The sequence below is a fragment of the Proteus penneri genome (genome assembly GCF_003144535.1).
GTDB classification, from domain to species: Bacteria; Pseudomonadota; Gammaproteobacteria; order Enterobacterales; family Enterobacteriaceae; genus Proteus; species Proteus penneri.
Genome location: NZ_PHFJ01000012.1, coordinates 132,341 through 152,596 on the forward strand (window position 1 = coordinate 132,341; position 20,256 = coordinate 152,596).

A 20,256-nucleotide genomic window follows, 5' to 3' on the forward strand; every position below is an offset into this window, starting at 1 on the left:
ATACTCATAAGGTTACTTATTACTCGCAAGTTTGAATTATTTTTTATAACTTCAATTGACTAATCATCATGCTTCAACACTATCTTCAAATACTCGTGTTTCCAATCACCATCAGACAGCTTATGTAAGCTCACAAAACCATCATGTTCTAGTGCACAGACACCGTCGTGCGACCTTACATAATCATAAACTGCCCTACTCTCTAAGCCTTGAATCATGTGAGCGAGTAGCTTACGTCGCATCACATCACGACGCCATTTCTTCCACTCCCCATTTTTTGTTTTTCGCTTTGTGGTATTGAATGGCTGCCCAACCGCATTCACGACAGAAAGCCCATGCCTATTTTTCTTTCCTATTTTTAGATACTCGTCAATGAGTTGATTTATGCTTTCGCGTAGCTCTGTTGTTTCTAATTTCCAATGTTCCAGTATTTCTGATACATAATCGTCGGAATAGAGCTTTTGTAGCTTTTTCACCATACTTCCCTTCGCTGACAGACTAACAGAGCCTGCGTTAAATATAGTACCGTAGCGGATAGTTTTAACGAGATTATCATCTACCCCTAGAGTATCTTTGATAAAGTCAGTTTCTAGTACAGATAGTGAATCAGTGCTAATTCCATTTTCCTTGAATTCTTGCGCTAAGATAGCTAACTGACAGCTTTTAATATCATAATTATACCCGTTGGCTAAACATGCCCATTTCATCTTACTGGGTAAATATTGAAAGCCTGTCCCTATTTCAAAAGAACGGCTACCCACTTTGGCAGTTTTATACGCTTGTCGATACTCAACGATTAGCGGCATTTCACTAATCACCTTAACGCCCACATCCATCAAATGAGAGATAAAATTAAAATAAAAGCTCTTATTCTTCGCTGTAGGATGGTCATTACAATATTCTTGTAGTTTATCAAGGTTGATCGGTAATGCTTCGAGTTGTTGATACACACCGATAATGCGCTGTCTGAAATTGGCATTTTCGATGGCTCGTTTCGATGTTTTATGTTTAGGCGGCTTTACATTATAAGAGCTTTTTAACATCAGTTCATACAGTGTTTCGGGTTTCTTACGCTTATCAAAAATATTCGTCAAATAGGTATAGCGATCTGTACGTTTAAGATAATCCTTTCGTTTACCGGGAAATAAGGCTTTAAGGACACTTTTAGATAAAGCAAATTCTCGGCACTTATGGGTTCCATAGCTATGTTGGATAATTTTAATAATTTTAGCTTGTTCTAAGCACTCTAAACCGCGTTCTAAGCCTAAATCGCGACTTTGCTTAAAAATCATAGGGAATTTCTCTTTCCCCAGTTCAGCGGAAAATGGCACAGAGTACGTCCACTTTTTATCTCCTTTAAACCTCGCTTTTTTCTTCGTATTTTTGCTAACCGTCGCACTACAGATAATATGCTGTAAGAATAAGGCAATTTCACTGTAATATTGAGGTTTATGACGTTGATCGACGGTATTATCAAAAGGAACGCTCAAAACAATCGCTTTATAGGCTTCAACTGTAGCTTCTGTGACAAGAATGTTATCTTTGGTGATATATGCTGCTGTCATTTCAATTTACCATGTTGTTAATAGTAAATTGAATTACGCAAATGCATTTTTAATGGGGTTACCGCTACCCCCATTTTTTAGTAGATGATTAGAAAAACCGAGAAAGCGTCAAATACCCGTGCCAGCTACTCAAAACGATCCGTTAAGACGAACAACTCACGGTCTAGGCGAAAATAGCTACCCCCCAATATCCCCATACTATTGCCATATATAGATAACGTTATATTCATAGCCATTATGCTTATGATGCTTGCTAAACTTGCTGTTATGCTGGTAACCAGCATTGATATATATTCATAATATTGTTATATGTTGAGCCGCCACACTATACTGCCGCAGCGACCCAACACCATCACCCTAAATGCGGGTTATTAATACCCGTGCTTGAGAGCCCACTTTTCACGTAAACTCTTCTGCCAAAGAGCTGGAACTCCGAGAATGCCGAGCTTCTCAACCAATAAATGAAAGTCGCACCAAATTTCATCTTTATCGAAAAGATCAAATTGATTGCTTTTCAATCTATTGTCTAGACGTTTAAAGATTTTTTTAACCTCATTTGGGTAGGTTTCCTTCACATAATCGCGTAACTCAGGTAATGTCATGCCCGACAGTAGTGACTCCCAATCTAAATCCCCTTTTTTGGTGCGCAATGGCTTTTTATAGAACCCAATACGTTCCAGCAAATTGTGAAGATTGCGAATATCTCGTAATAATAGCGCTTGACTTCTCGGTTTATAACGAACTTCTAAGCGCAGGAAACGACGGTAATTCTGTATTTCGCGCCAATTAGCGGTTATCAGTTGTATGTCGCCTTTACTAAGAGAGTCTAAATCATCACCAACATCCACCTTCTCATAGCACGCGGCATGATACTCAGATTTACCGCTACCAAGACGTTGCCCTTGAAACTCGCCTTCACTTGAGTAACGTTCGCCACAACATGCCCCCTTAAAACCAATATGATAGTCTGAGAGACGCATATCATATATGTCTAAAGCATAATCAATGCGAGTCACCCATGCGCTTTTCAATATTTTATATAGATACTTACCTAGGCGCTTCTTCTTTCCTAAATAAAGAACTAATTTATTAATATCATCAAAAGAAAAATGTTGAGGACTGAATTCAAATCTAACAGCACCTCTTCCTTGATATTTATCTGTTTTCTTGAAATCGATTTCAGTCGGCATATAATAAATCATAAATGCTTGCTTCGGATTATATTTGTTTTTTATTTTAATTTGATAGCGATACAATTTCTTAATATATTTACTTTTCGTTTTTCTTCTTCTAATTGAATAAAAACGACTGCCTTTCATCTTATTTAATCTATCGAACAATTCATCGGTATCATCAATTTCAAGATCACCTACAATACTAAGTTTATCTATTCTATGCATCATTTCGTAATGACCTAATTCATGAGGAATAGCAATTGATTTCTTCAAATTATCAAGCTTCTCTTTAGAGATAGACATAGCTACCCCCATCACTTACTTGAATATTATTATTCTCTATATAATCATATAAAGGGGTCATAGCAGGCTTATAGACATAGCTACCCCCATCACTTACTTGAATATTATTATTCTCTATATAATCATATAAAGGGGTCATAGCAGGCTTATAGAACCACATAATTATTGCCCCTCCTTTTTTACGCATTTTTCACACCATTGAACTATTTCGCTCGCTTTCCAACGAACCGAGCGTCCAGATGCGGTCAATGAATATTGCGCAGGAAAATCGCCTGCCTTTATCCAACGGTATAAGGTCGCGCGTGAAACCTGAGTGATTTCTAAAACTTGTTTAAGAGTCAAAAATGTATCTTGTTGCATAACTAATCCTTAATCGTAATGCATCACGACGATGCGATTAGGGATTTACAACTTCCAATACGTACCTTATGACGGTCACAACAATCAAAAAGTTAGATTAAGTGACGGTCATAGTGATTTTCTGGAATAAATTTGCTAAAATTTTTTAAAACTTTAGTGACTGTCACAAAAACATTAAGTCTTCTATAAATTATGACAGTCACAATTACTGATGTACTTTTAGTAAGTCACTGAAGTATTGAGTGACTGTCACAAAGAGGATTCGTTATGGCAAAACCAAGAAAAGGCAAAAAGAATGATGATCGTGAAAGAGCAAAAACAAGCAGAGAAAAAAGGAAAGAGGATTTAGGCGCACCATTCACCATTAACATGCATGATAAAAATAAAAAAAGATTGAGAGAAATATGTGTTCATTTTGGTCATGACGGAATGATGGAAAGAGAAAAAGGCACAGGAAGAATTTTCAGCCAAATAATTATGAATGTTGTCGATTACTATTATATTACCACAGTTATTGAACCTAAAAATGACAATGTAAAATTATTAATAAAAACATTTAAGAGAATCTGGAAGCTTTTCAATTTAAAAAATAACAATTTAATTCTTAAACACAAACACTTACTTATTAAGGATAAAAATCTTGATGGAAACATCAATCTCATAAAAAAGGAAAAAGAGAGAGAAAAAGTTGAAGAAATACTGAAATCAATCGCAAAATACATGACTGAAAATAAATATTACATCCCTCCATATTTATTTAATAATAAGTTTGATGCAAGAGATAAAAAAAAATGGGAACCTAAAGATGTTTTATATTTATTAGATACTCAAGGTGTTATCAGTAAAATACAAAAAATGTAAAAGCAATCTACTTATAAAGGTGATATTTCAACCCAATATATTGATTCACTATACAACCGCCGTACCTTGTTACCTCGTAAACCATAACGGGTGCGGCTTACCCTGTCTTGCTGGTGGCTATCAAAGAAATAGAGATAGTCACTGTCGATACGCTCCACCAGCGACCAATGCCACTGGTCACCCAATAAAATAAGCCGACGTGACGTTGTATGAGCACCGAGGAATGCCTGACAAGCAGACAGTATTTTTTGTGTGGTCAATCCATCTTTGTAACGAAATGGCATGCTGATGTGTAGAGGGGCTTGTGATGGGTATTTTGAGGCTAGTCGCTTAATCAAGTAATCCATTTCTGGAATATCAATACCTTGGGTTAAACACTTGTACAGTGACCAGTATTCGCTGTATTCACGCAAAAGATAATTAAATAACGGGCGGGGCTTAATGCGGTCGCCATAGAACCATTTACTCATATTCACCAGACTGTAAATCCCACAGAGGCAATCTAAATCCCCTTGCTTGGACGGTATCAACATCAACTCAAACCTTCTATTGATTGTACTGTACTTAATGGAATCACCAGCGCTGGTATTATTTTTTACTTAATTAGTGGGTTTCCCACTGAATACTGACTTCATAACATTTCATTTTGTGGTATTGAATAAAATTACGTTGCCACAGTTCAAACATTGCTCCGCCCTCTTCTTCATCAATATCACCCATCATAAAATGATAAACATAACCTTGCGACCAACAAATATCGAGTTCCTTTTCAAGCTCAGGATAATAGTTCCCCATGAATGAAAAATCAGTCACATAATCAAACTGCCATTGCTCATGGAGCCGCAACAAGCGTATTTCGACAGGATGGAAACCACCTGTTTCAGCACTATACAATGGGTCTCGAAAATTCATTGTAACCGCCTGAACAAGGCTTAAATCAATCTCTGAGTTAATCACTGAATTATTCAGTTCATGTAATAACAATTGGCTAAAAGCTTGTGCGATAGGCAAGCGTAGCCCTGACTGATGAATAGTCATATAAAGTTGCCTTTAAATAAAAAAGTAAAAATAAACTGTTAAGCAAAACCCAATCATATTTTGGGTATAGTGCCATGCTAATATTTTACCATAACCACTAGCAAAGTAAAGCAATTTATTATTAATAATCAGGTAGTTACATACATTTAGCCATCATTGCTATTTTGATATATCTACCGTAATTTTTATTTATGGCGGGGAATATTGATGTGGAAAGTGAATGAAATAATAGAAACGTCAAAGGGAAAAATGCCAACCTAATAATAGGCTGGCATAGCAATTAACCGTTGAGTAACGTAACAACAAAACTTTTTTTATCATCCGTGAGCTGCACAGAATAAATTACCGTGACGGAGCCTGCTTTTCCCGTTGCTTCGGCAGCACAAAGATAAACGCCTCGTTCTGCATTTTGGCGTTGAGTTCGCACATTCTCAAGCTGCTCATACATCGCCCAACCGACATGTTGATTGACCACTTGTAACGCTAATGCTTTTGCACCATCACTGTTACAATTAACGGTGCTCTCATTACATCCCGTTAAACCAACCATCGCCGTTAATACGCTTAATTTCATCCACTGGTTAAGTTTCATTTTTACATTGTCACCTTACAGCAGAAAATTTACGGTTATTCCTGCTAATATATCGAGTGCAATCACAACCAACGCCGCGTAATACCAAGCACGACGATTCTGTATTTTCACGATAAAGTAAAAACAGCAAACATCCCAAATAAGAATCAATGCTTCTACTTTATTCAATGTCACCTTTTTAGTAATAAAAAATTCAACGATATTTAAGAATAAAATCGGTAAAAACCAAAATAGCCAAAAGGTTTTAGCTAATCCAAAGCCACCGTTGAGCAAACGCTGTTTAAATAAAGCTGGATCATTTAATCCTTTTGCTTCGTTTTCTTCTCGGATTTTTTGCAATTTATTTTTGATAGACATGACTGTTCCTTCAATTAAATGAATTAAGGTTTTTTTCCATGATGTTGACGCCAGAATCGGTGCAATGCCTTACCGGTAGGCAAGGGTAAATATTTAGGCTATTTCAATGACCTTCTATGATTATTAGAGGGTGATTTACTGGCGTAACGACTCGGCCATATTGTTTCAGGAGCCGTGCCAATCACATCCGCAATAATCTGTTCAGCTCTTGGGTACGCTCTCTCTAGCGCATTATTCAACGTCCGAGAAGAAAGCCCATACTCACGAGACAATTGCGCTAGTGTGACCCCTTTTTTATGCAAAGCCGCCACAATATCCGCACGGTGCCAATCCGCAGCGCTTCCTTTTCGGGGCTTTTTTTGAGATGCTACAGGGTTAGACATAGTAATAACTCCACTGTTTAATTCCTCGTCTATTAAAAACCAATTAAAGGGAATTATCAATAGATATCTTTATGATTTTAACATCTTTCTAGTGCGGTTATTTTATCCTTTTGATATGTATGGAATTTATAAAAATCATGACTGATAAAAAACAACTAACTGAAATGGATAATGCACCCAAGCTCTGGTTTACCAGTGGGGAGCTAGCTGCTATAGGAAAAGAAAAAGCTGACGATCCAACACGTTACCCTGAATATAAAGATATGGATATCCCGACGACAGCGAAAGGCGTTAGAGTCCGTCTAGAGTCAATCACAGCTCTTTATCCCCACTTTCGCAAGAAGAACCCTAATAAGCGTGGCGACCTCTATCATATTGATGCCTTTAAGGTGATCCTAAATACCGATGAAAAAGAGTTCATCAAGCAGAACACGCTATCTTCTGAAAGTGCAGATCTTAACCTTTTACTTGAAATCTACAAATCACTGTCAGTTGAGAAAAGAAAAGCGTTATTAAAAAATGCACTCACAATGAAACAGGAAGAATTGGATTAGTATCTTTTGATATCTTTTGTTATTTTAATAACTGTATTTTCGTCACTAACTCAGAGGCACTATGCAGTTATCTCACCACAACACGCTAGACAGCAGTTATGACCCATTGACAGCTAAAGCCATTGATTATGTCATTCTCATTAACAGAGCTTCACTGAGACGTTTACAGCGCCATTTTAGGATAGGTTTTCATCGTGCTGAGCGCATTATTCATCAACTTGAGTATTTGGGTGTGATTACGCCGTTGAATCAATACGATTATCGTGAGGTTCTAGGGTATCCGACTCACCACCGCTCTTTCGATGCATCAGCCTTTGCAGAACATATTGAGACAGCACAAACCCCATTATTCATTGAATTACCAATCGATACACAATCCCTAGAATATCGTTGCTTGATTCAAGCTATCGTCTGGCAGCGTATTGTGGTCTGGGTTGAAGAAATCGAGATCGAAGGTGGTACAACCAATATTTTGAAATCTGTCTCACCGTTTGAATACCTGATTGATACCCACAGCGATGACATTTATCAGGATCCCCTCCGCAACAACGCCAGTTCTTATCGCTTCCTTGCCACGTTACGTCCTGAAACTCCATTGGACGTGTTACGACAACATGGGCGCATTAGCTATCAGCCCTGCTGGAAGCTACCTCGAATAGCACAAGAAGAATGGCAAGGTTTATGGGTGCCAAATGAAGCAGGATGGGAAAGCCTAAGTGAAGAAAATATTCATCAGCCAAGAGGGATTGGCGAGTGGCCTGATTTACCCCATAGAAGCATGAAACCATTGGTACATGGGCTGCAAGAGGATGGCGGGGATTATTTGCGATATCTAATTTATTGGAAAAGCCAGTTTTAATAATTTTGAGTCTAATGTATTAATAATCGTAATCTGCAAGGCATAAATCACCTTGTATAACCGCATTAATATTTAGAGGAATAATATGAAATATTCATCACTAGTCATTGCCACTGTAATCACCTTCTTATCAACAGCACAGGCAGCAAACTCACCTTTCCAAAATCCTGCAGAATACAAAAGCAAACATGGAATACTAGAAATAACACCAAGCCAAAATGATGCGCCAAAGTTCGATTTCCAGATTAATGCCAATGTTGATATGTATGTCTGCGAAGCTGAAGGAACAGCCTATATTACAGAAAGAGACTTATCGTCAAATACTTGGAATGCTACAGCGCTAGTCAGCACAGATAGTGACTATGGAGACCAATATTGTAAAATGGAATTTTCTATGGATAAAGCGGGAAAGATAGCAATCAAAACAAATTTTGGTTGCTCGGCTCAATGCGGTATAGGGGCTGTCGGGGCAATGGATGGTACATACAAAAAATAGCCGTCTCAAGATAACGCTAAGTAAACAATGTATGAATACATTACGATAAATAAGCGATTTATGATGGGAGCATTTTGCTCCCTATATTCAACACTAGCAATGGTAAATCTATATTTTCTCTAAGTGATTAACTTGACTCTTACTGATAAAAATGGACTTCTTAATCTAAAATTCTGATTGCTAAATTAATCAGATAACGCAGGTAAAAAGACTTTCCTCAATGGCACAAGCAATTTAGTCTCAATATCAACCTGTTCATAATGTTCAATCAAAGTGCGAACTAAATCATCAAGAGTCCAAAGAGATAACGGAATTTTTGAACGTTCAGCTTCATAACGAGCATCCTTTGTGAAGCCGCCAGTACTGACATATAAGCCACGATCATCGTGATGACGCCCACCGATAAATCCTCTTAAATCTTGGCTACCTATTTGCCCTTTGCGATGCTTAACTTCAACTACAATTCTTGGGTTTTCAAATCCAAAACCGTCAGGAGATGCAATAATATCTTTGCCTCTATCTGAACCACTATTTGGCGAAACTTGGGTTTTATATCCCATCCCTCGCAGAATACCGGCAACTAATAATTCCATTTCATCTGCATCAAGCGTAATGATTTTATCTTTAATACGTTCTAACGCTTGAATTTCCATATCCTTTAATGGATCAGATATCATTTCTTCATCTTCTGCATGTGAAATATTAGCGTTTTTTTCGCTGTCAGATAATGGTTTATTACCCAATAATTCTTTCACTGCAAAATCAGGAAGTTTAAAAACGGTCAATGTAGAACCTAGGGTATTTTTGGTTTTAGTTGATAAGGTATCCCGATCAATTTCATCAGTATTCCATTTAATCTGACGCGCAATTCCCATCCCCATAGAACAAAGATCAGCACGATATTGAAACTCAGAAACAACCTGCCCTAATAAATAGGTACGGTTAGCAGGTGAGTAAGTGATTACCCAATCGCTAACTTTAATTTCATTAACAAAACGCCACACTTGAGATGCGCCTGAACGTGCTGTACCGAGTTTCGCTGCTGGGTCTACTTGACGGTATAATTTCAGTATCTCTTTTCTAGGTTGCCCAATTTTCAATAATGGAGCTAAGCCAGACCAGCCTAAACCAACCAGTTCTTTTTCTCGAAAATCATCATATAACTTCCCTGAATCACCACGAACCATCCACATTTTTTGACTCATCAATTTTTTCCTAATTAAAGATCAATCAGTTAAAGTAAAACCCACTAATTTGATTTCAACAATTCATTCGATAGCTGCTCCGCTTGTGCCAAGACGGTTTCTGTTGCCAATGTAGACATATCAGGCGGATAGCCATAACGGTTAAGTAGCCGCTTAACGATAACGCGTATTTTTGCTCTTGCAGACTCTTTGATAGTCCAATCTAATGTGACGTTATTACGGATCATTTCAGTTAATACAACCGCTAATTCCCTTAGTTTTGATTTTCCGATTAGTTCTTGAGCACTATCATTTTCAGCCACAGCCGTATAGAAAGCATATTCATAAGGTGATAAATTCAGGTCATTCGCTTCGCTATCAACCTTATTGATATCTTTCGCTAATTTTATTAGCTCATCAATGACTTCAGCTGCCGTCAAAATTTTATTTTGATAGCTTTTAATCGCCCCAGTGAGCATATCCATCAACTTTTTACCTTGAATAACGCTCATTTTTGTTCGCACATTGATTTCATCTGCTAACAATTTTTTCAAGGTTTCCAACGCGATATTTTTATGTTGGTAATCCTGCATCTCCATTAAAAAGTCATCCGAAAGGATCGATATATCTGGTTTTTTAATCCCCGCAGCATCAAACACATCCACCACCGTATCGGTCACTAAGGCTTGATCAATGGTCTGTTTAACGCGAACTTCCATGCTGTCATCACCGATAATGCCACTTCCTCCAGTTGAATTAAACTTGTTCAATCTGGCTTTTACCGCTTGGAAAAAGGCAATTTCAGGTGCTGCCTCCATCGCTTCAGGGTGTGGCGTTGCTAACGCAAAGGCTTGAGATAAAGCGGTGACCGCAGTTAAAAAACGCACTTTCCCCTGACCTTCATCAATCCCTAAAATAAAATCTTCTGCTTCTAAAATTATGGCTAGTTTACGAGATGTGGATGCGGTGAAATATTCACGATAATCAAAACCAAAGAGCATTCCGTCAAGGACATCTAATTTTTCTTTCATGACCTCAACGGCTTTTTCTTGGGTAAGGGCAGGATCACCTTTACCCCCCGCATCTGAGTAAAATGATAATGCTGATTTTAAATCTGCCGCAATTCCTAAATAATCGACAACCAAGCCACCTGATTTATCTTTATACACACGGTTAACACGAGCGATCGCCTGCATCAGGTTGTGCCCTTTCATTGGTTTATCGATATATAACGTGTGCATACTCGGTGCATCGAATCCCGTTAACCACATATCACGCACAATGACTAATTTCAGTTTATCATCTTCATCTTTCATGCGATTAGCGAGTACTTGCCTGTCTTTCTTCGTTGTATGGTGTTTCGCTATATCAGGGCCATCAGATGCGGAAGACGTCATCACGACCTTAATCACACCATCATTAAGATCATCGCTGTGCCACTCAGGTTTGAGTGCCACAATTTCCTCATACAATGCCGCAGCAATACGCCGAGACATAGCAACGACCATGCCTTTACCGTGATTAGCATTCGCCACTAACCGTTCTTCAAAGTGAGTGACTAAATCTTTAGCGATCGCTTTGATTCGCTCTTTACTGCCAATAATACTTTCAACTCGCGCCCATTTAGCCCGTTGTTGCTGAGTCTGTGTTAAGTCTTCATCTGTGAAGCTTTCATCAAATTCCTCGATCAGCTCTCGTCCTTCATCGCTAATTTGGACTTTTGCTAAACGACTTTCATAGTAGATAGGCACTGTCGCCCCATCTTCTACAGCCTGAGCGATATCATAGATATCAACATAATTACCAAATACCGCGGGAGTATTGACATCTGTTTTTTCAATGGGTGTGCCCGTAAAACCTAAGTAAGTCGCATTTGGTAAAGCATCACGCATATATTTGGCAAAACCATAGACAGTGCGCTTACCGACAACGTTACCTTGCTCATCTTTCACATCGACTTCTTTTGCTGAAAAACCATATTGAGAACGATGCGCCTCGTCAGCAATGACAATGATATTACTGCGATCAGACAGTAATTCATAAACGCTACTGCCATCATCAGGTTGGAATTTTTGAATAGTGGTAAATATCACGCCACCTGAACCAACTTTCAGTAATTCTTTTAATTCTTCTCTATTTTCAGCTTGTTTCGGGGTTTGGCGTAACAGTTGTACCGCAGAAGAAAAAGTGCCAAATAATTGATCGTCTAAATCATTACGGTCGGTGATCACCACAACCGTTGGATTATCGAGGGCTAAAACAATCTTACCCGTATAAAAGACCATGGAAAGAGACTTACCCGAACCTTGGGTATGCCATACCACACCTGCTTTTCTATCTCCTGCTTTTTGTTCTAAAACAAGGTGCTGTTGGTTCCTACCTTGTAGCCGTAACGCTACTTCCGCAGACGGTGAATTCGCATTGACATTCGAGGCACGAATGGTCGAAAGTACCGCCGCATTCACCGCATAGTATTGGTGATAGGCTGCCATTTTTTTGACAGTTTTAATAGAAATGATACCGTTGCTATCTTCCTGTTTACTGGATTCAAACACGATAAAATAGCGGATCATATCCAATAGCGTAACAGGGTTAAGCAAGCCTTGAATTAACACTTCCAGTTGTGGCTGAGTATTTTTAGCCTCAGTCATGCCATTATGGGTTTTCCATGCCATAAAGCGGCTAAAATCGGCAGAAATAGTACCTGATTTTGCCTCTAATCCATCAGAAATCACGCTAAAGGCATTGTAAGTAAATAATGAAGGGATTTGTTGCTGATAGGTTTTAATTTGATTATATGCCCCTTCAATGGTGGCATTTTCATCAATCGCATTTTTTAGTTCAATCACGACCAATGGTAAACCATTAATATAGATAATCACATCAGGACGACGTTCTTTGCGATCTTCCCGAATAGTGACCTGATTGACGACTAGAAACTCATTATTATCAGGCTGATTAAAATCCACCAGCCACACATATTCGCCTTGAGTATTGCCATCTTTACTGACTTCAATGTTAATACCTTCCGTCAGTAAACGGTGAAAGCTAAGGTTATTTGCCATTAAATCTGGCGAGTTAATTTGTGTGACTTGTTTTAAGGCTTCCTCACATTTATCTTGTGTTAAATGCGGGTTTAGGCGTCGTATCGATTCTAATACTTTTTGCTGAAGAATGACTTGATGATAAGCACGCAGGGGATTTGTCCCCGATGGCTCAATGTCTGGACCATACACATATTCATAACCTAAGGCTTGTAACTGCTCAATGGTCATGGTTTCGATATCGGATTCTGTCATTTTTGACATTATTTTGTCATCCTTTAGCTAAAGGGAATAAAAAAGCAGCGCCAAAGATACGCTGCCTAATTCGATTATTGTTTTATTTCTTCTGGTGTATAGTTAACGCGCACTTCTCCACTCATTAATTTAGGGAGTAAGGTGTCACGAAGGTTTTCTAGGGTTTGGATTTGCAATGCATTACTAATTAATTTTGGTTCTATTGAAGCTAAGATTTCATTGAATTGCGTAATAACATCATCATGTGGCAAGGTAAGTGTATACATTGATAAATGAGATACATTGACTCGTTGTCTTCCACTTGAGCCTTCCATACAACTTTCTGCGTACTCTTTAAACTCATTATTACGACATAGGATATATGAAAATAATGGATGAAATTTAGGCTTTGGTCTTAAAACAATAAATTCAGTTGAGCCCCAGCCTACTTGTTCTGGGGATAAAAAATGAACATAACCTGCTTTACCATTCTCAAGGCAAGGCGTTATACGGGCTAATAATGTATCTTGTTTTATAAATTTTTGCCCCGATGTAAAATCTCTTTCATAATAACCAGAAGCAGCAAATGTGTTTGTATTCAGCCCAGCCATCTCTAAATACATAGCTTTAGAGCCTTTAGATAAAACCCTCTTAGGATTAAATTCTATAATTTCGTGTAATTCAACTTCTGTACCACTACCATTTGAATCATCTACAAAACACTGGCGAAAAAGTGTCTCAGCGATTGATTCTAAGGTTTTATTTTGACGATGGAGTAAATCGATTTTGTTATCTAAGGAAGCAAGAATGGAAGCAATGGCTTTTTGTTCCGCTAATGAAGGTAATGATATTTCGTAATTTAAAATAGCTTCCTTATCTCCTCTCGGCATCTTTGCGCCACGAGAAGTTAATACTGTAAACTCTGTAAATTGAGGCTCACACATCATATAATACAAATATTGAGGCTCACAATTTTTCATTGCACTAAAAATAAGAACATCAGGTGACGCAACACCATCAAAAGTAGCAATCCACACTTTTTTAAAGTATGTTCTTATGTTTGAAAAAAGAACGTCCCCATACTTAAAAGTATTTAATTTCCCAGTTAAAGGGATATTTTTTGCACTCTGTACTCCCCCAAAATTAGGTAACATATTTTCAGTTGATATATAGGTTTGTATATCACTTGAATCAACTGTTACTTTATCGCTTTTTAATCTACAGATGTCTTTAAATTGCAATGTTTTCCATTCAGTAAACTCATTCATACCATCACCTTTGCCAAATTCTCAGCAATAGCTTGATTAAGTTTTGCTTCTTCCTCTAGTTGTGTTTCGAACTCAGCTTTCAGTGCAGTAAAGCGTTCTTTAAAATCAAAGTCATCTTCTTCATCAGCAAGACCCACATAGCGACCTGGTGTAAGCACATAATCCAGTTCAGCCACTTTATCGATAGCGACAGATGCACAAAAACCTGCAACATCTTCATATTCGCCATCTTTATTACGCCAATTATGATAGGTATCTGAAATCAGCTTAATATCTTCATCCGATAACACTTTAGTGCGGCGGTTAATTAAATGACCAAGATTTCGTGCATCAATAAACAGAATTTCACCGCTGCGATCTTGATAAACCGAAGAGTTATTACGATCACGGCGCATAAACCATAATGCGGCAGGAATTTGCGTATTTAAGAATAATTTAGCAGGCAGGTTAATAATACAATCAATCACGTTAGCATCTTTCACTAATGCAGCACGGATATCGCCTTCACCCGACGTTTTCGAGGTTAACGCGCCTTTAGCTAGCACCACACCCGCTTGCCCTTTTGGTGACAAGTGGTATAAAAAGTGCTGCATCCACGCAAAGTTTGCATTCCCTGCTGGTGGCGCGCCGTATTGCCAACGGGCATCTTTACGTAATTGTTCGCCAGACCAATCAGAAACGTTGAACGGTGGATTAGCAATAATAAAATCCGCACGTAAATCTTTATGGGCATCGTTTAAAAACGAGCCTTCATTGTTCCATTTTACTTGCTCAGAGTTAATACCCCGAATAGCCAAGTTCATTTTCGCCAAACGCCATGTGGTTTGGTTAGACTCTTGACCATAAATCGAAATGTTATCAATATTCCCTTGGTGGGATTCAACAAATTTTTCTGATTGAACAAACATACCGCCAGAACCACAGCACGGGTCAAAAATACGCCCTTCATAAGGCTCTAGCATGTTAACCAGTAAGGAAACAATTGACTTTGGCGTATAGAACTGGCCGCCTTGTTTACCTTCTGCTAACGCAAACTCACCTAAGAAATATTCAAAAACATGACCTAGTACATCCGCAGAACGTGATTTAGCATCACCTAGTGCAATATCACCTACAAGGTCAATTAATTCGCCAAGTACGGTTGCATCAAGGTTTTGACGTGCATAAACCTTCGGTAATACCCCTTTTAATTGCGGGTTATCTTCTTCGATGGCTTCCATAGCGTCATCGACTAATTTACCGATATTGGGCTGTTTTGCATTATTGAGTAAATTTGTCCAACGTGCTTTTTCAGGCACAAAGAACACGTTGTAAGCAAGATACTCATCACTATCTTCGGGATCTGCCCCTACAAACTCGCCTTGACCCGCTTTAAGCTTTTCATAGTGAGACTCAAACGAATCAGAAATATACTTTAAGAATATTAACCCCAGCACAACATGCTTGTATTCTGCTGCATCAATATTCTTACGCAATTTATCGGCGGCTTTCCACAGGATAACTTCTAACTGTTCAGATTTGGTTTCTTTCGGTTTTTTAGCCATAGTTCCATTACTTACATCAGTAAAAATAATGCAACTATTCTTACCTATTTATAGCCAAAAATCTAATAGAACAGACCGATAACTTGCGATAGTTATCAAAAGGATCGATTACCAGCAAATACCATATTTAATACTTCAACATTGCTTTCAAATTATGAGTATTAGATATAATTAGAGCTGTCCTAGATAACTAAGATCATCTAGGATAGTTCCATGAGAAAAAGTAGACTCAGTCAATACAAACAAGAACGGTTACTTGAACTGTTTATTGCAGGCTCCACAGCTCGTATTGCCGCATAGTTGATTGGTGTCCACAGAAATACAGCCGCTTACTATTATTATTAATTCACAGTTTAATATATCATACCAAACTCCCCATATGATCCGCCCACTTCTGCAACCACACTTTGCATTCACTCTCATAACCATATAAATCATACGTTCCTTCGATACCACTACGTGAGTGCCCAAGTATCGCCTCCCCCACTTCATTGGGGCAACCTAGTTTAGCTAGCCCAGTACGTACTGTTCGACGTAAATCATGAGGTGACCAATCAGGGATATCTAGCATCTTGCCTTCTTTGCGTAAACGCCACGCACATTCTGTTAGATATTTTTGTTGAATCGGCAACTTGGTTACTTGAGATGGGAAAAGATATTTATCGGAGTTCATGCGCATTGATTTCAAGTAGATGACTGCTTGCTCAGGTAATTGCACGTATCGTTCAATTCCTGTCTTGGTTTCTTTCAAATGAATAGTTCCTTTTTCAAGATCCACATCATCCCAAGCCATTGCGCACACTTCACCAGTTCGGCAGCCCGTCCAAAGCGTCAGACGGAAAACATTTTTCATAACATTGGTGTAAGCTGAACTAGGCAACCATGCTAAAAATTTCTTGAGTTCATTATCATCTAGAAAACGAGTGCCTTTATTACTTGTTAGTTTAAACTTAGCTTGCTGCAAACTCGATTTCGCCAATAATGCTGGATTAGCGAAATTATCATCAAAATACTCGAGACCAATTGCAAACTCATAGGCTGCTGACAATTCACGTAATACATTACCCGCTTGAACCTTAGCACCTCGCCCATCAATTTCACGTACAAGTTCAATGACATCTTTTCGGGTCACTTCATGTGCCATTCGTTCACCTAAAACGCGAATAACATCCGCTTCAAGCATACGACGGACTTCTATTTGCCCTTTCTTCTTTCTTGCTCCTGCAATGATTTTACCGTCTTTTCCCTTGCGATCTTCGATACGTTCAACAAGGTAGAGCTCGATAAGCGCCTTTACCGCTAGCTTTGTTTCTTGAGGCTGTAATTGTTTCTGCTTTTTATGCTGTTTTTCTTCTTTTAGCTCTGTCGCGGGACATCGTCCTAATTGACGTAATTGTTTTAATTCTTGTAGCTTAACTCTCGCTTCACTCAACGATATTTGAGGAAAATTACCAATTTTTATCTGTACAAGTTTATGTGTAACTGGGCTACTATATCGATAAATAAATGTCTTAATGCCTGTTGCGCCACAAAATACACGTAAACCTGTATTTTTACCTGTATCAGACCTATCTTTACTATTAGGTTTCATTGCCTCAATGGCTTTGGTTGATAAGGGTTTTGCTGGCTGCTTTTGGCTCATAAGTGTTACCTTGTTTAGCGCTGACTATAAGATAATTAAAGATTTTTAGTGAAAAGTGTAGGTTGTCAGTTTTGTTATGTCCATTATACCATATCACCACCAAAAACCTACACTTTAACCTACACTTATATATGGGATTCTGTGATATTTTATAAGATATAATGAGATCTTATGAGACAATGAAAAAACATAGAATCAAGTTAATTCAATAAGTTAATATAGATAACCCCATGACTGACAGCCAAAATTTTGAATCCCACACACCAATGATGCAGCAGTATCTGAAAATTAAAGCAGAGCATCCTGAAATTTTACTGTTCTATCGTATGGGTGACTTTTATGAACTGTTTTTTGATGATGCTAAAAAAGCCTCTCGCTTATTAGATATTTCATTAACTAAACGGGGCCAGTCCGCAGGCCAACCGATCCCCATGGCAGGGGTTCCACATCATGCTGTTGAAAACTATCTCGCTAAATTAGTTCAATTAGGGGAATCCGTGGCTATTTGTGAACAAATAGGCGACCCTGCAACCAGTAAAGGCCCAGTTGAACGCAAAGTTATTCGTATTGTTACACCGGGTACTGTCACTGATGAGGCCTTACTTGAAGAACGCCAAGACAATCTTTTAGCCGCTATTTGGCAAGATAAAAATGGCGCATTTGGCTATGCAACATTAGATATCACATCAGGACGTTTTTGTGTTACGGAAATGCCCGATAGTGAAAGTATGCTTGCTGAATTACAACGCACCCATCCCGCTGAATTACTCTACCCAGAAACTTTTGAATCAATGGCACTGATTGAGCGCCAGCAAGGCTTGCGTCGCCGCCCTATTTGGGAATTTGAACTAGAAACTGCAAGGCAACAACTGAATCTGCAATTTGGTACTCGTGATTTAACGGGCTTTGGTGTTGAGAATGCATATTTAGCACTCTGCGCTGCTGGATGCTTATTACAATATGTGAAAGATACACAACGGACTGCATTGCCTCATATTCGTAACATCACTATGGAACGCCCTCAAGATTCAATTATTTTAGATGCGGCAACTCGTCGTAATCTAGAATTAACACAAAATCTTGCTGGAGGTACTGATAACACGCTGGCATCTGTACTTGACCTTTGCGTTACCCCAATGGGAAGCCGTATGCTAAAACGTTGGATACACACACCATTACGCCAATGTGAACAACTCGTTAAACGACAAGATGCAATTAGTGCATTACAACCTCTCTATTTTGAGTTACAGCCTTTTTTACGCCAAGTCGGTGATTTAGAACGTGTATTAGCTCGTTTAGCATTACGTTCAGCACGCCCTCGTGATCTTTCTCGTATGCGTCATGCTTTTCAGCAGTATTACGATATTCATCAAGTACTTGAACAAACTGATATGCCTTATATTAAAGAATTACAAAAGCGTATTAGTCAGTTTGATGAATTATGTGAATTACTTGAAAATGCCATTGTTGAAACACCACCTGTATTAGTCCGTGATGGTGGCGTTATTGCCTCAGGCTATAATGCTGAATTAGATGAATGGCGAGCATTAGCCGATGGCGCAAGTGATTACCTTGATAAACTTGAAATTCGTGAACGAGAAAAATGGGGTATTGATACACTTAAGGTTGGCTTTAATGGTGTACATGGCTATTACATTCAAGTCAGTCGTGGGCAAAGTAATTTAGTACCTATGCACTATGTTCGTCGTCAAACATTGAAAAATGCTGAACGTTACATCATTCCTGAATTAAAAGAGTATGAAGATAAAGTATTAACTTCTAAAGGTAAGGCATTAGCTATCGAAAAAATGCTTTATGAAGAGATTTTTGAAAAGCTATTACCTCACCTTACGGCATTACAAATTAGTGCTGAAGCTTTAGCAGAAACAGATGTGCTCGCGAACCTTGCTGAGCGTGCAGAATCATTAAATTACACACGCCCAGAATTAAGTGAAAAAACAGGTATTCAAATTATAGGGGGACGTCACCCTGTTGTTGAACAAGTTCTTAGCGAACCCTTTATTTCTAACCCATTACAATTGGCACCTCAACGCCGCTTATTAATCATTACTGGCCCGAATATGGGCGTGAAAAGTACTTATATGCGCCAAGCTGCATTAATTACCTTACTTGCTTATATTGGTAGCTTTGTTCCCGCAGAAAAGGCATTAATTGGCCCTGTTGACCGTATATTTACCCGTGTGGGAGCTTCTGATGATCTTGCTTCAGGTCGTTCTACCTTTATGGTGGAAATGACCGAAACAGCCAATATTTTGCATAATGCGACGGAAAACAGCTTAGTCTTAATGGATGAAATTGGTCGAGGTACATCAACTTATGACGGATTATCTCTAGCTTGGGCTTGCGCTGAAAACTTAGCAAATCGCATTAAAGCAATGACACTCTTTGCAACCCACTATTTTGAATTAACCACACTGCCTGAAAAACTTGAAGGTACTGCAAACATTCATTTAGATGCTGTTGAACATGGCGATACCATTGCCTTTATGCACAGTGTTCAAGAAGGCGCAGCAAGTAAAAGCTATGGTTTAGCTGTGGCATCGTTAGCAGGTGTCCCAAAAGAGGTGATCCGCCGTGCTAAACAGAAGTTAAAGGAGCTTGAATTGCTATCAGGTCACACTGGCGCTGGTCATGTTGAAACTTCACAACTGATGTTATTAACAGAAGCTGAACCCTCTGCTATTGAATTAGCGTTAGATAAAATTGATCCTGATGCCTTAACACCACGACAAGCGTTAGAACAACTCTATCGTTTAAAAGAGATGGTCAAATAAGA

The 20,256-nt window shown here is 38.6% G+C and carries 19 protein-coding genes and 1 pseudogene; 6 read left to right on the plus strand and 14 right to left on the minus strand.

All coding sequences use genetic code 11. The annotated features are described in order from the left end of the window. Positions 1-59 precede the first annotated feature (59 nt). The 4 genes from CUB63_RS17800 to CUB63_RS14515 all read right to left on the minus strand — a co-directional run bounded on the left by CUB63_RS17800 (position 60) and on the right by CUB63_RS14515 (position 3,403). Positions 60-1,565 (minus strand): hypothetical protein, encoded by a 1,506-nt coding sequence (locus CUB63_RS17800; protein WP_170110797.1) that lies wholly within the window; start codon positions 1,563-1,565, stop codon positions 60-62. 371 nt (positions 1,566-1,936) lie between these two features. After that, a complete protein-coding gene (locus CUB63_RS14510) occupies positions 1,937-3,043 on the minus strand; it encodes a hypothetical protein (protein WP_109848365.1) in 1,107 nt (368 codons plus the stop codon). Continuing rightward, positions 3,030-3,230 (minus strand): hypothetical protein, encoded by a 201-nt coding sequence (locus tag CUB63_RS17605; RefSeq protein WP_170110798.1) that lies wholly within the window; start codon positions 3,228-3,230, stop codon positions 3,030-3,032. Before CUB63_RS17605 ends, CUB63_RS14510 begins: the two co-directional genes overlap by 14 nt. Continuing rightward, on the minus strand, positions 3,206-3,403 hold the full coding sequence (locus CUB63_RS14515; RefSeq protein ID WP_004910583.1) for a helix-turn-helix transcriptional regulator: 198 nt from the start codon (positions 3,401-3,403) through the stop codon (positions 3,206-3,208). Before CUB63_RS14515 ends, CUB63_RS17605 begins: the two co-directional genes overlap by 25 nt. A gap of 267 nt (positions 3,404-3,670) precedes the next feature. On the opposite strand from CUB63_RS14515, the gene CUB63_RS14520 reads away from it, so the two are divergent. Beyond that, positions 3,671-4,264, plus strand: a complete 594-nt coding sequence (locus tag CUB63_RS14520; RefSeq protein ID WP_109848366.1) for a hypothetical protein — start codon at positions 3,671-3,673, stop codon at positions 4,262-4,264. An 11-nt stretch (positions 4,265-4,275) separates the two neighbouring features. On the opposite strand, the gene CUB63_RS14525 is transcribed toward CUB63_RS14520, so the two are convergent. From CUB63_RS14525 to CUB63_RS14545, 5 genes are all read right to left on the minus strand, one after another. Next, entirely contained in the window at positions 4,276-4,797 is a 522-nt protein-coding gene (locus tag CUB63_RS14525; protein WP_109848367.1) for a hypothetical protein, read from the minus strand. Positions 4,798-4,867: 70 nt separating this feature from the next. Beyond that, positions 4,868-5,302 (minus strand): DUF2787 family protein, encoded by a 435-nt coding sequence (locus tag CUB63_RS14530; RefSeq protein ID WP_109848368.1) that lies wholly within the window; start codon positions 5,300-5,302, stop codon positions 4,868-4,870. Positions 5,303-5,582: 280 nt separating this feature from the next. Next, on the minus strand, positions 5,583-5,894 hold the full coding sequence (locus CUB63_RS14535; protein WP_109848369.1) for a hypothetical protein: 312 nt from the start codon (positions 5,892-5,894) through the stop codon (positions 5,583-5,585). A 15-nt stretch (positions 5,895-5,909) separates the two neighbouring features. Next, the gene (locus CUB63_RS14540; protein WP_109848370.1) at positions 5,910-6,251 is read right to left on the minus strand and encodes a hypothetical protein; all 342 of its coding nucleotides are present in this window, start codon (positions 6,249-6,251) and stop codon (positions 5,910-5,912) included. 98 nt (positions 6,252-6,349) lie between these two features. Next, positions 6,350-6,634: a helix-turn-helix domain-containing protein gene (locus tag CUB63_RS14545; RefSeq protein ID WP_109848371.1), complete on the minus strand. Its 285-nt coding sequence runs from the start codon at positions 6,632-6,634 to the stop codon at positions 6,350-6,352. A gap of 137 nt (positions 6,635-6,771) precedes the next feature. Between CUB63_RS14545 and CUB63_RS14550 the strand changes: the two genes are divergently transcribed. From CUB63_RS14550 to CUB63_RS14560, 3 genes are all read left to right on the plus strand, one after another. After that, entirely contained in the window at positions 6,772-7,188 is a 417-nt protein-coding gene (locus tag CUB63_RS14550; protein WP_109848372.1) for a hypothetical protein, read from the plus strand. A 61-nt stretch (positions 7,189-7,249) separates the two neighbouring features. Continuing rightward, a complete protein-coding gene (locus tag CUB63_RS14555; protein WP_109848373.1) occupies positions 7,250-8,047 on the plus strand; it encodes a DNA translocase FtsK in 798 nt (265 codons plus the stop codon). Positions 8,048-8,132: 85 nt separating this feature from the next. Then, positions 8,133-8,543: a hypothetical protein gene (locus CUB63_RS14560; protein ID WP_109848374.1), complete on the plus strand. Its 411-nt coding sequence runs from the start codon at positions 8,133-8,135 to the stop codon at positions 8,541-8,543. A 185-nt stretch (positions 8,544-8,728) separates the two neighbouring features. Here the strand turns inward: CUB63_RS14560 and CUB63_RS14565 are convergent, their stop codons facing one another. The 4 genes from CUB63_RS14565 to CUB63_RS14580 form a co-directional block, all read right to left on the minus strand. Then, the gene (locus tag CUB63_RS14565) at positions 8,729-9,748 is read right to left on the minus strand and encodes a restriction endonuclease (RefSeq protein WP_109848375.1); all 1,020 of its coding nucleotides are present in this window, start codon (positions 9,746-9,748) and stop codon (positions 8,729-8,731) included. Between the two features lie 44 nt (positions 9,749-9,792). After that, positions 9,793-13,035 (minus strand): type I restriction endonuclease subunit R, encoded by a 3,243-nt coding sequence (locus CUB63_RS14570; protein ID WP_109848376.1) that lies wholly within the window; start codon positions 13,033-13,035, stop codon positions 9,793-9,795. 65 nt (positions 13,036-13,100) lie between these two features. Next, a complete protein-coding gene (locus tag CUB63_RS14575; RefSeq protein ID WP_109848377.1) occupies positions 13,101-14,273 on the minus strand; it encodes a restriction endonuclease subunit S in 1,173 nt (390 codons plus the stop codon). Beyond that, complete coding sequence (locus CUB63_RS14580) at positions 14,270-15,817, minus strand: type I restriction-modification system subunit M (RefSeq protein ID WP_109848378.1); 1,548 nt, start codon at positions 15,815-15,817, stop codon at positions 14,270-14,272. The genes CUB63_RS14575 and CUB63_RS14580 overlap by 4 nt, the downstream gene beginning before the upstream one ends. A 213-nt stretch (positions 15,818-16,030) precedes the next feature. Between CUB63_RS14580 and CUB63_RS14585 the strand changes: the two are divergent. Further along, a pseudogene (locus CUB63_RS14585) lies at positions 16,031-16,114 on the plus strand (IS1595 family transposase); the annotation flags it as partial. 64 nt (positions 16,115-16,178) lie between these two features. On the opposite strand, the gene CUB63_RS14590 reads toward CUB63_RS14585, so the two are convergent. Continuing rightward, positions 16,179-17,459 carry a tyrosine-type recombinase/integrase gene (locus CUB63_RS14590; RefSeq protein WP_109848379.1) on the minus strand — a complete coding sequence of 427 codons (1,281 nt, stop codon included), beginning with the start codon at positions 17,457-17,459 and terminating at the stop codon, positions 16,179-16,181. A gap of 230 nt (positions 17,460-17,689) precedes the next feature. Between CUB63_RS14590 and mutS the strand changes: the two genes are divergently transcribed. Next, entirely contained in the window at positions 17,690-20,254 is a 2,565-nt protein-coding gene (gene mutS / locus CUB63_RS14595; RefSeq protein WP_109848380.1) for a DNA mismatch repair protein MutS, read from the plus strand. The last annotated feature ends 2 nt before the right edge of the window (positions 20,255-20,256 follow it).

Bases quoted from the DNA above. Each gene is read 5' to 3' on its own strand.
- CUB63_RS17800 (WP_170110797.1), bottom strand. From the start codon at position 1,565: ATGACAGCAGCATATATCACCAAAGATAACATTCTTGTCACAGAAGCT.
- CUB63_RS14510 (WP_109848365.1), bottom strand. From the start codon at position 3,043: ATGTCTATCTCTAAAGAGAAGCTTGATAATTTGAAGAAATCAATTGCT.
- CUB63_RS17605 (WP_170110798.1), bottom strand. From the start codon at position 3,230: ATGCGTAAAAAAGGAGGGGCAATAATTATGTGGTTCTATAAGCCTGCT.
- CUB63_RS14515 (WP_004910583.1), bottom strand. From the start codon at position 3,403: ATGCAACAAGATACATTTTTGACTCTTAAACAAGTTTTAGAAATCACT.
- CUB63_RS14520 (WP_109848366.1), top strand. From the start codon at position 3,671: ATGGCAAAACCAAGAAAAGGCAAAAAGAATGATGATCGTGAAAGAGCA.
- CUB63_RS14525 (WP_109848367.1), bottom strand. From the start codon at position 4,797: ATGTTGATACCGTCCAAGCAAGGGGATTTAGATTGCCTCTGTGGGATT.
- CUB63_RS14530 (WP_109848368.1), bottom strand. From the start codon at position 5,302: ATGACTATTCATCAGTCAGGGCTACGCTTGCCTATCGCACAAGCTTTT.
- CUB63_RS14535 (WP_109848369.1), bottom strand. From the start codon at position 5,894: ATGAAACTTAACCAGTGGATGAAATTAAGCGTATTAACGGCGATGGTT.
- CUB63_RS14540 (WP_109848370.1), bottom strand. From the start codon at position 6,251: ATGTCTATCAAAAATAAATTGCAAAAAATCCGAGAAGAAAACGAAGCA.
- CUB63_RS14545 (WP_109848371.1), bottom strand. From the start codon at position 6,634: ATGTCTAACCCTGTAGCATCTCAAAAAAAGCCCCGAAAAGGAAGCGCT.
- CUB63_RS14550 (WP_109848372.1), top strand. From the start codon at position 6,772: ATGACTGATAAAAAACAACTAACTGAAATGGATAATGCACCCAAGCTC.
- CUB63_RS14555 (WP_109848373.1), top strand. From the start codon at position 7,250: ATGCAGTTATCTCACCACAACACGCTAGACAGCAGTTATGACCCATTG.
- CUB63_RS14560 (WP_109848374.1), top strand. From the start codon at position 8,133: ATGAAATATTCATCACTAGTCATTGCCACTGTAATCACCTTCTTATCA.
- CUB63_RS14565 (WP_109848375.1), bottom strand. From the start codon at position 9,748: ATGAGTCAAAAAATGTGGATGGTTCGTGGTGATTCAGGGAAGTTATAT.
- CUB63_RS14570 (WP_109848376.1), bottom strand. From the start codon at position 13,035: ATGTCAAAAATGACAGAATCCGATATCGAAACCATGACCATTGAGCAG.
- CUB63_RS14575 (WP_109848377.1), bottom strand. From the start codon at position 14,273: ATGAATGAGTTTACTGAATGGAAAACATTGCAATTTAAAGACATCTGT.
- CUB63_RS14580 (WP_109848378.1), bottom strand. From the start codon at position 15,817: ATGGCTAAAAAACCGAAAGAAACCAAATCTGAACAGTTAGAAGTTATC.
- CUB63_RS14590 (WP_109848379.1), bottom strand. From the start codon at position 17,459: ATGAGCCAAAAGCAGCCAGCAAAACCCTTATCAACCAAAGCCATTGAG.
- mutS (WP_109848380.1), top strand. From the start codon at position 17,690: ATGACTGACAGCCAAAATTTTGAATCCCACACACCAATGATGCAGCAG.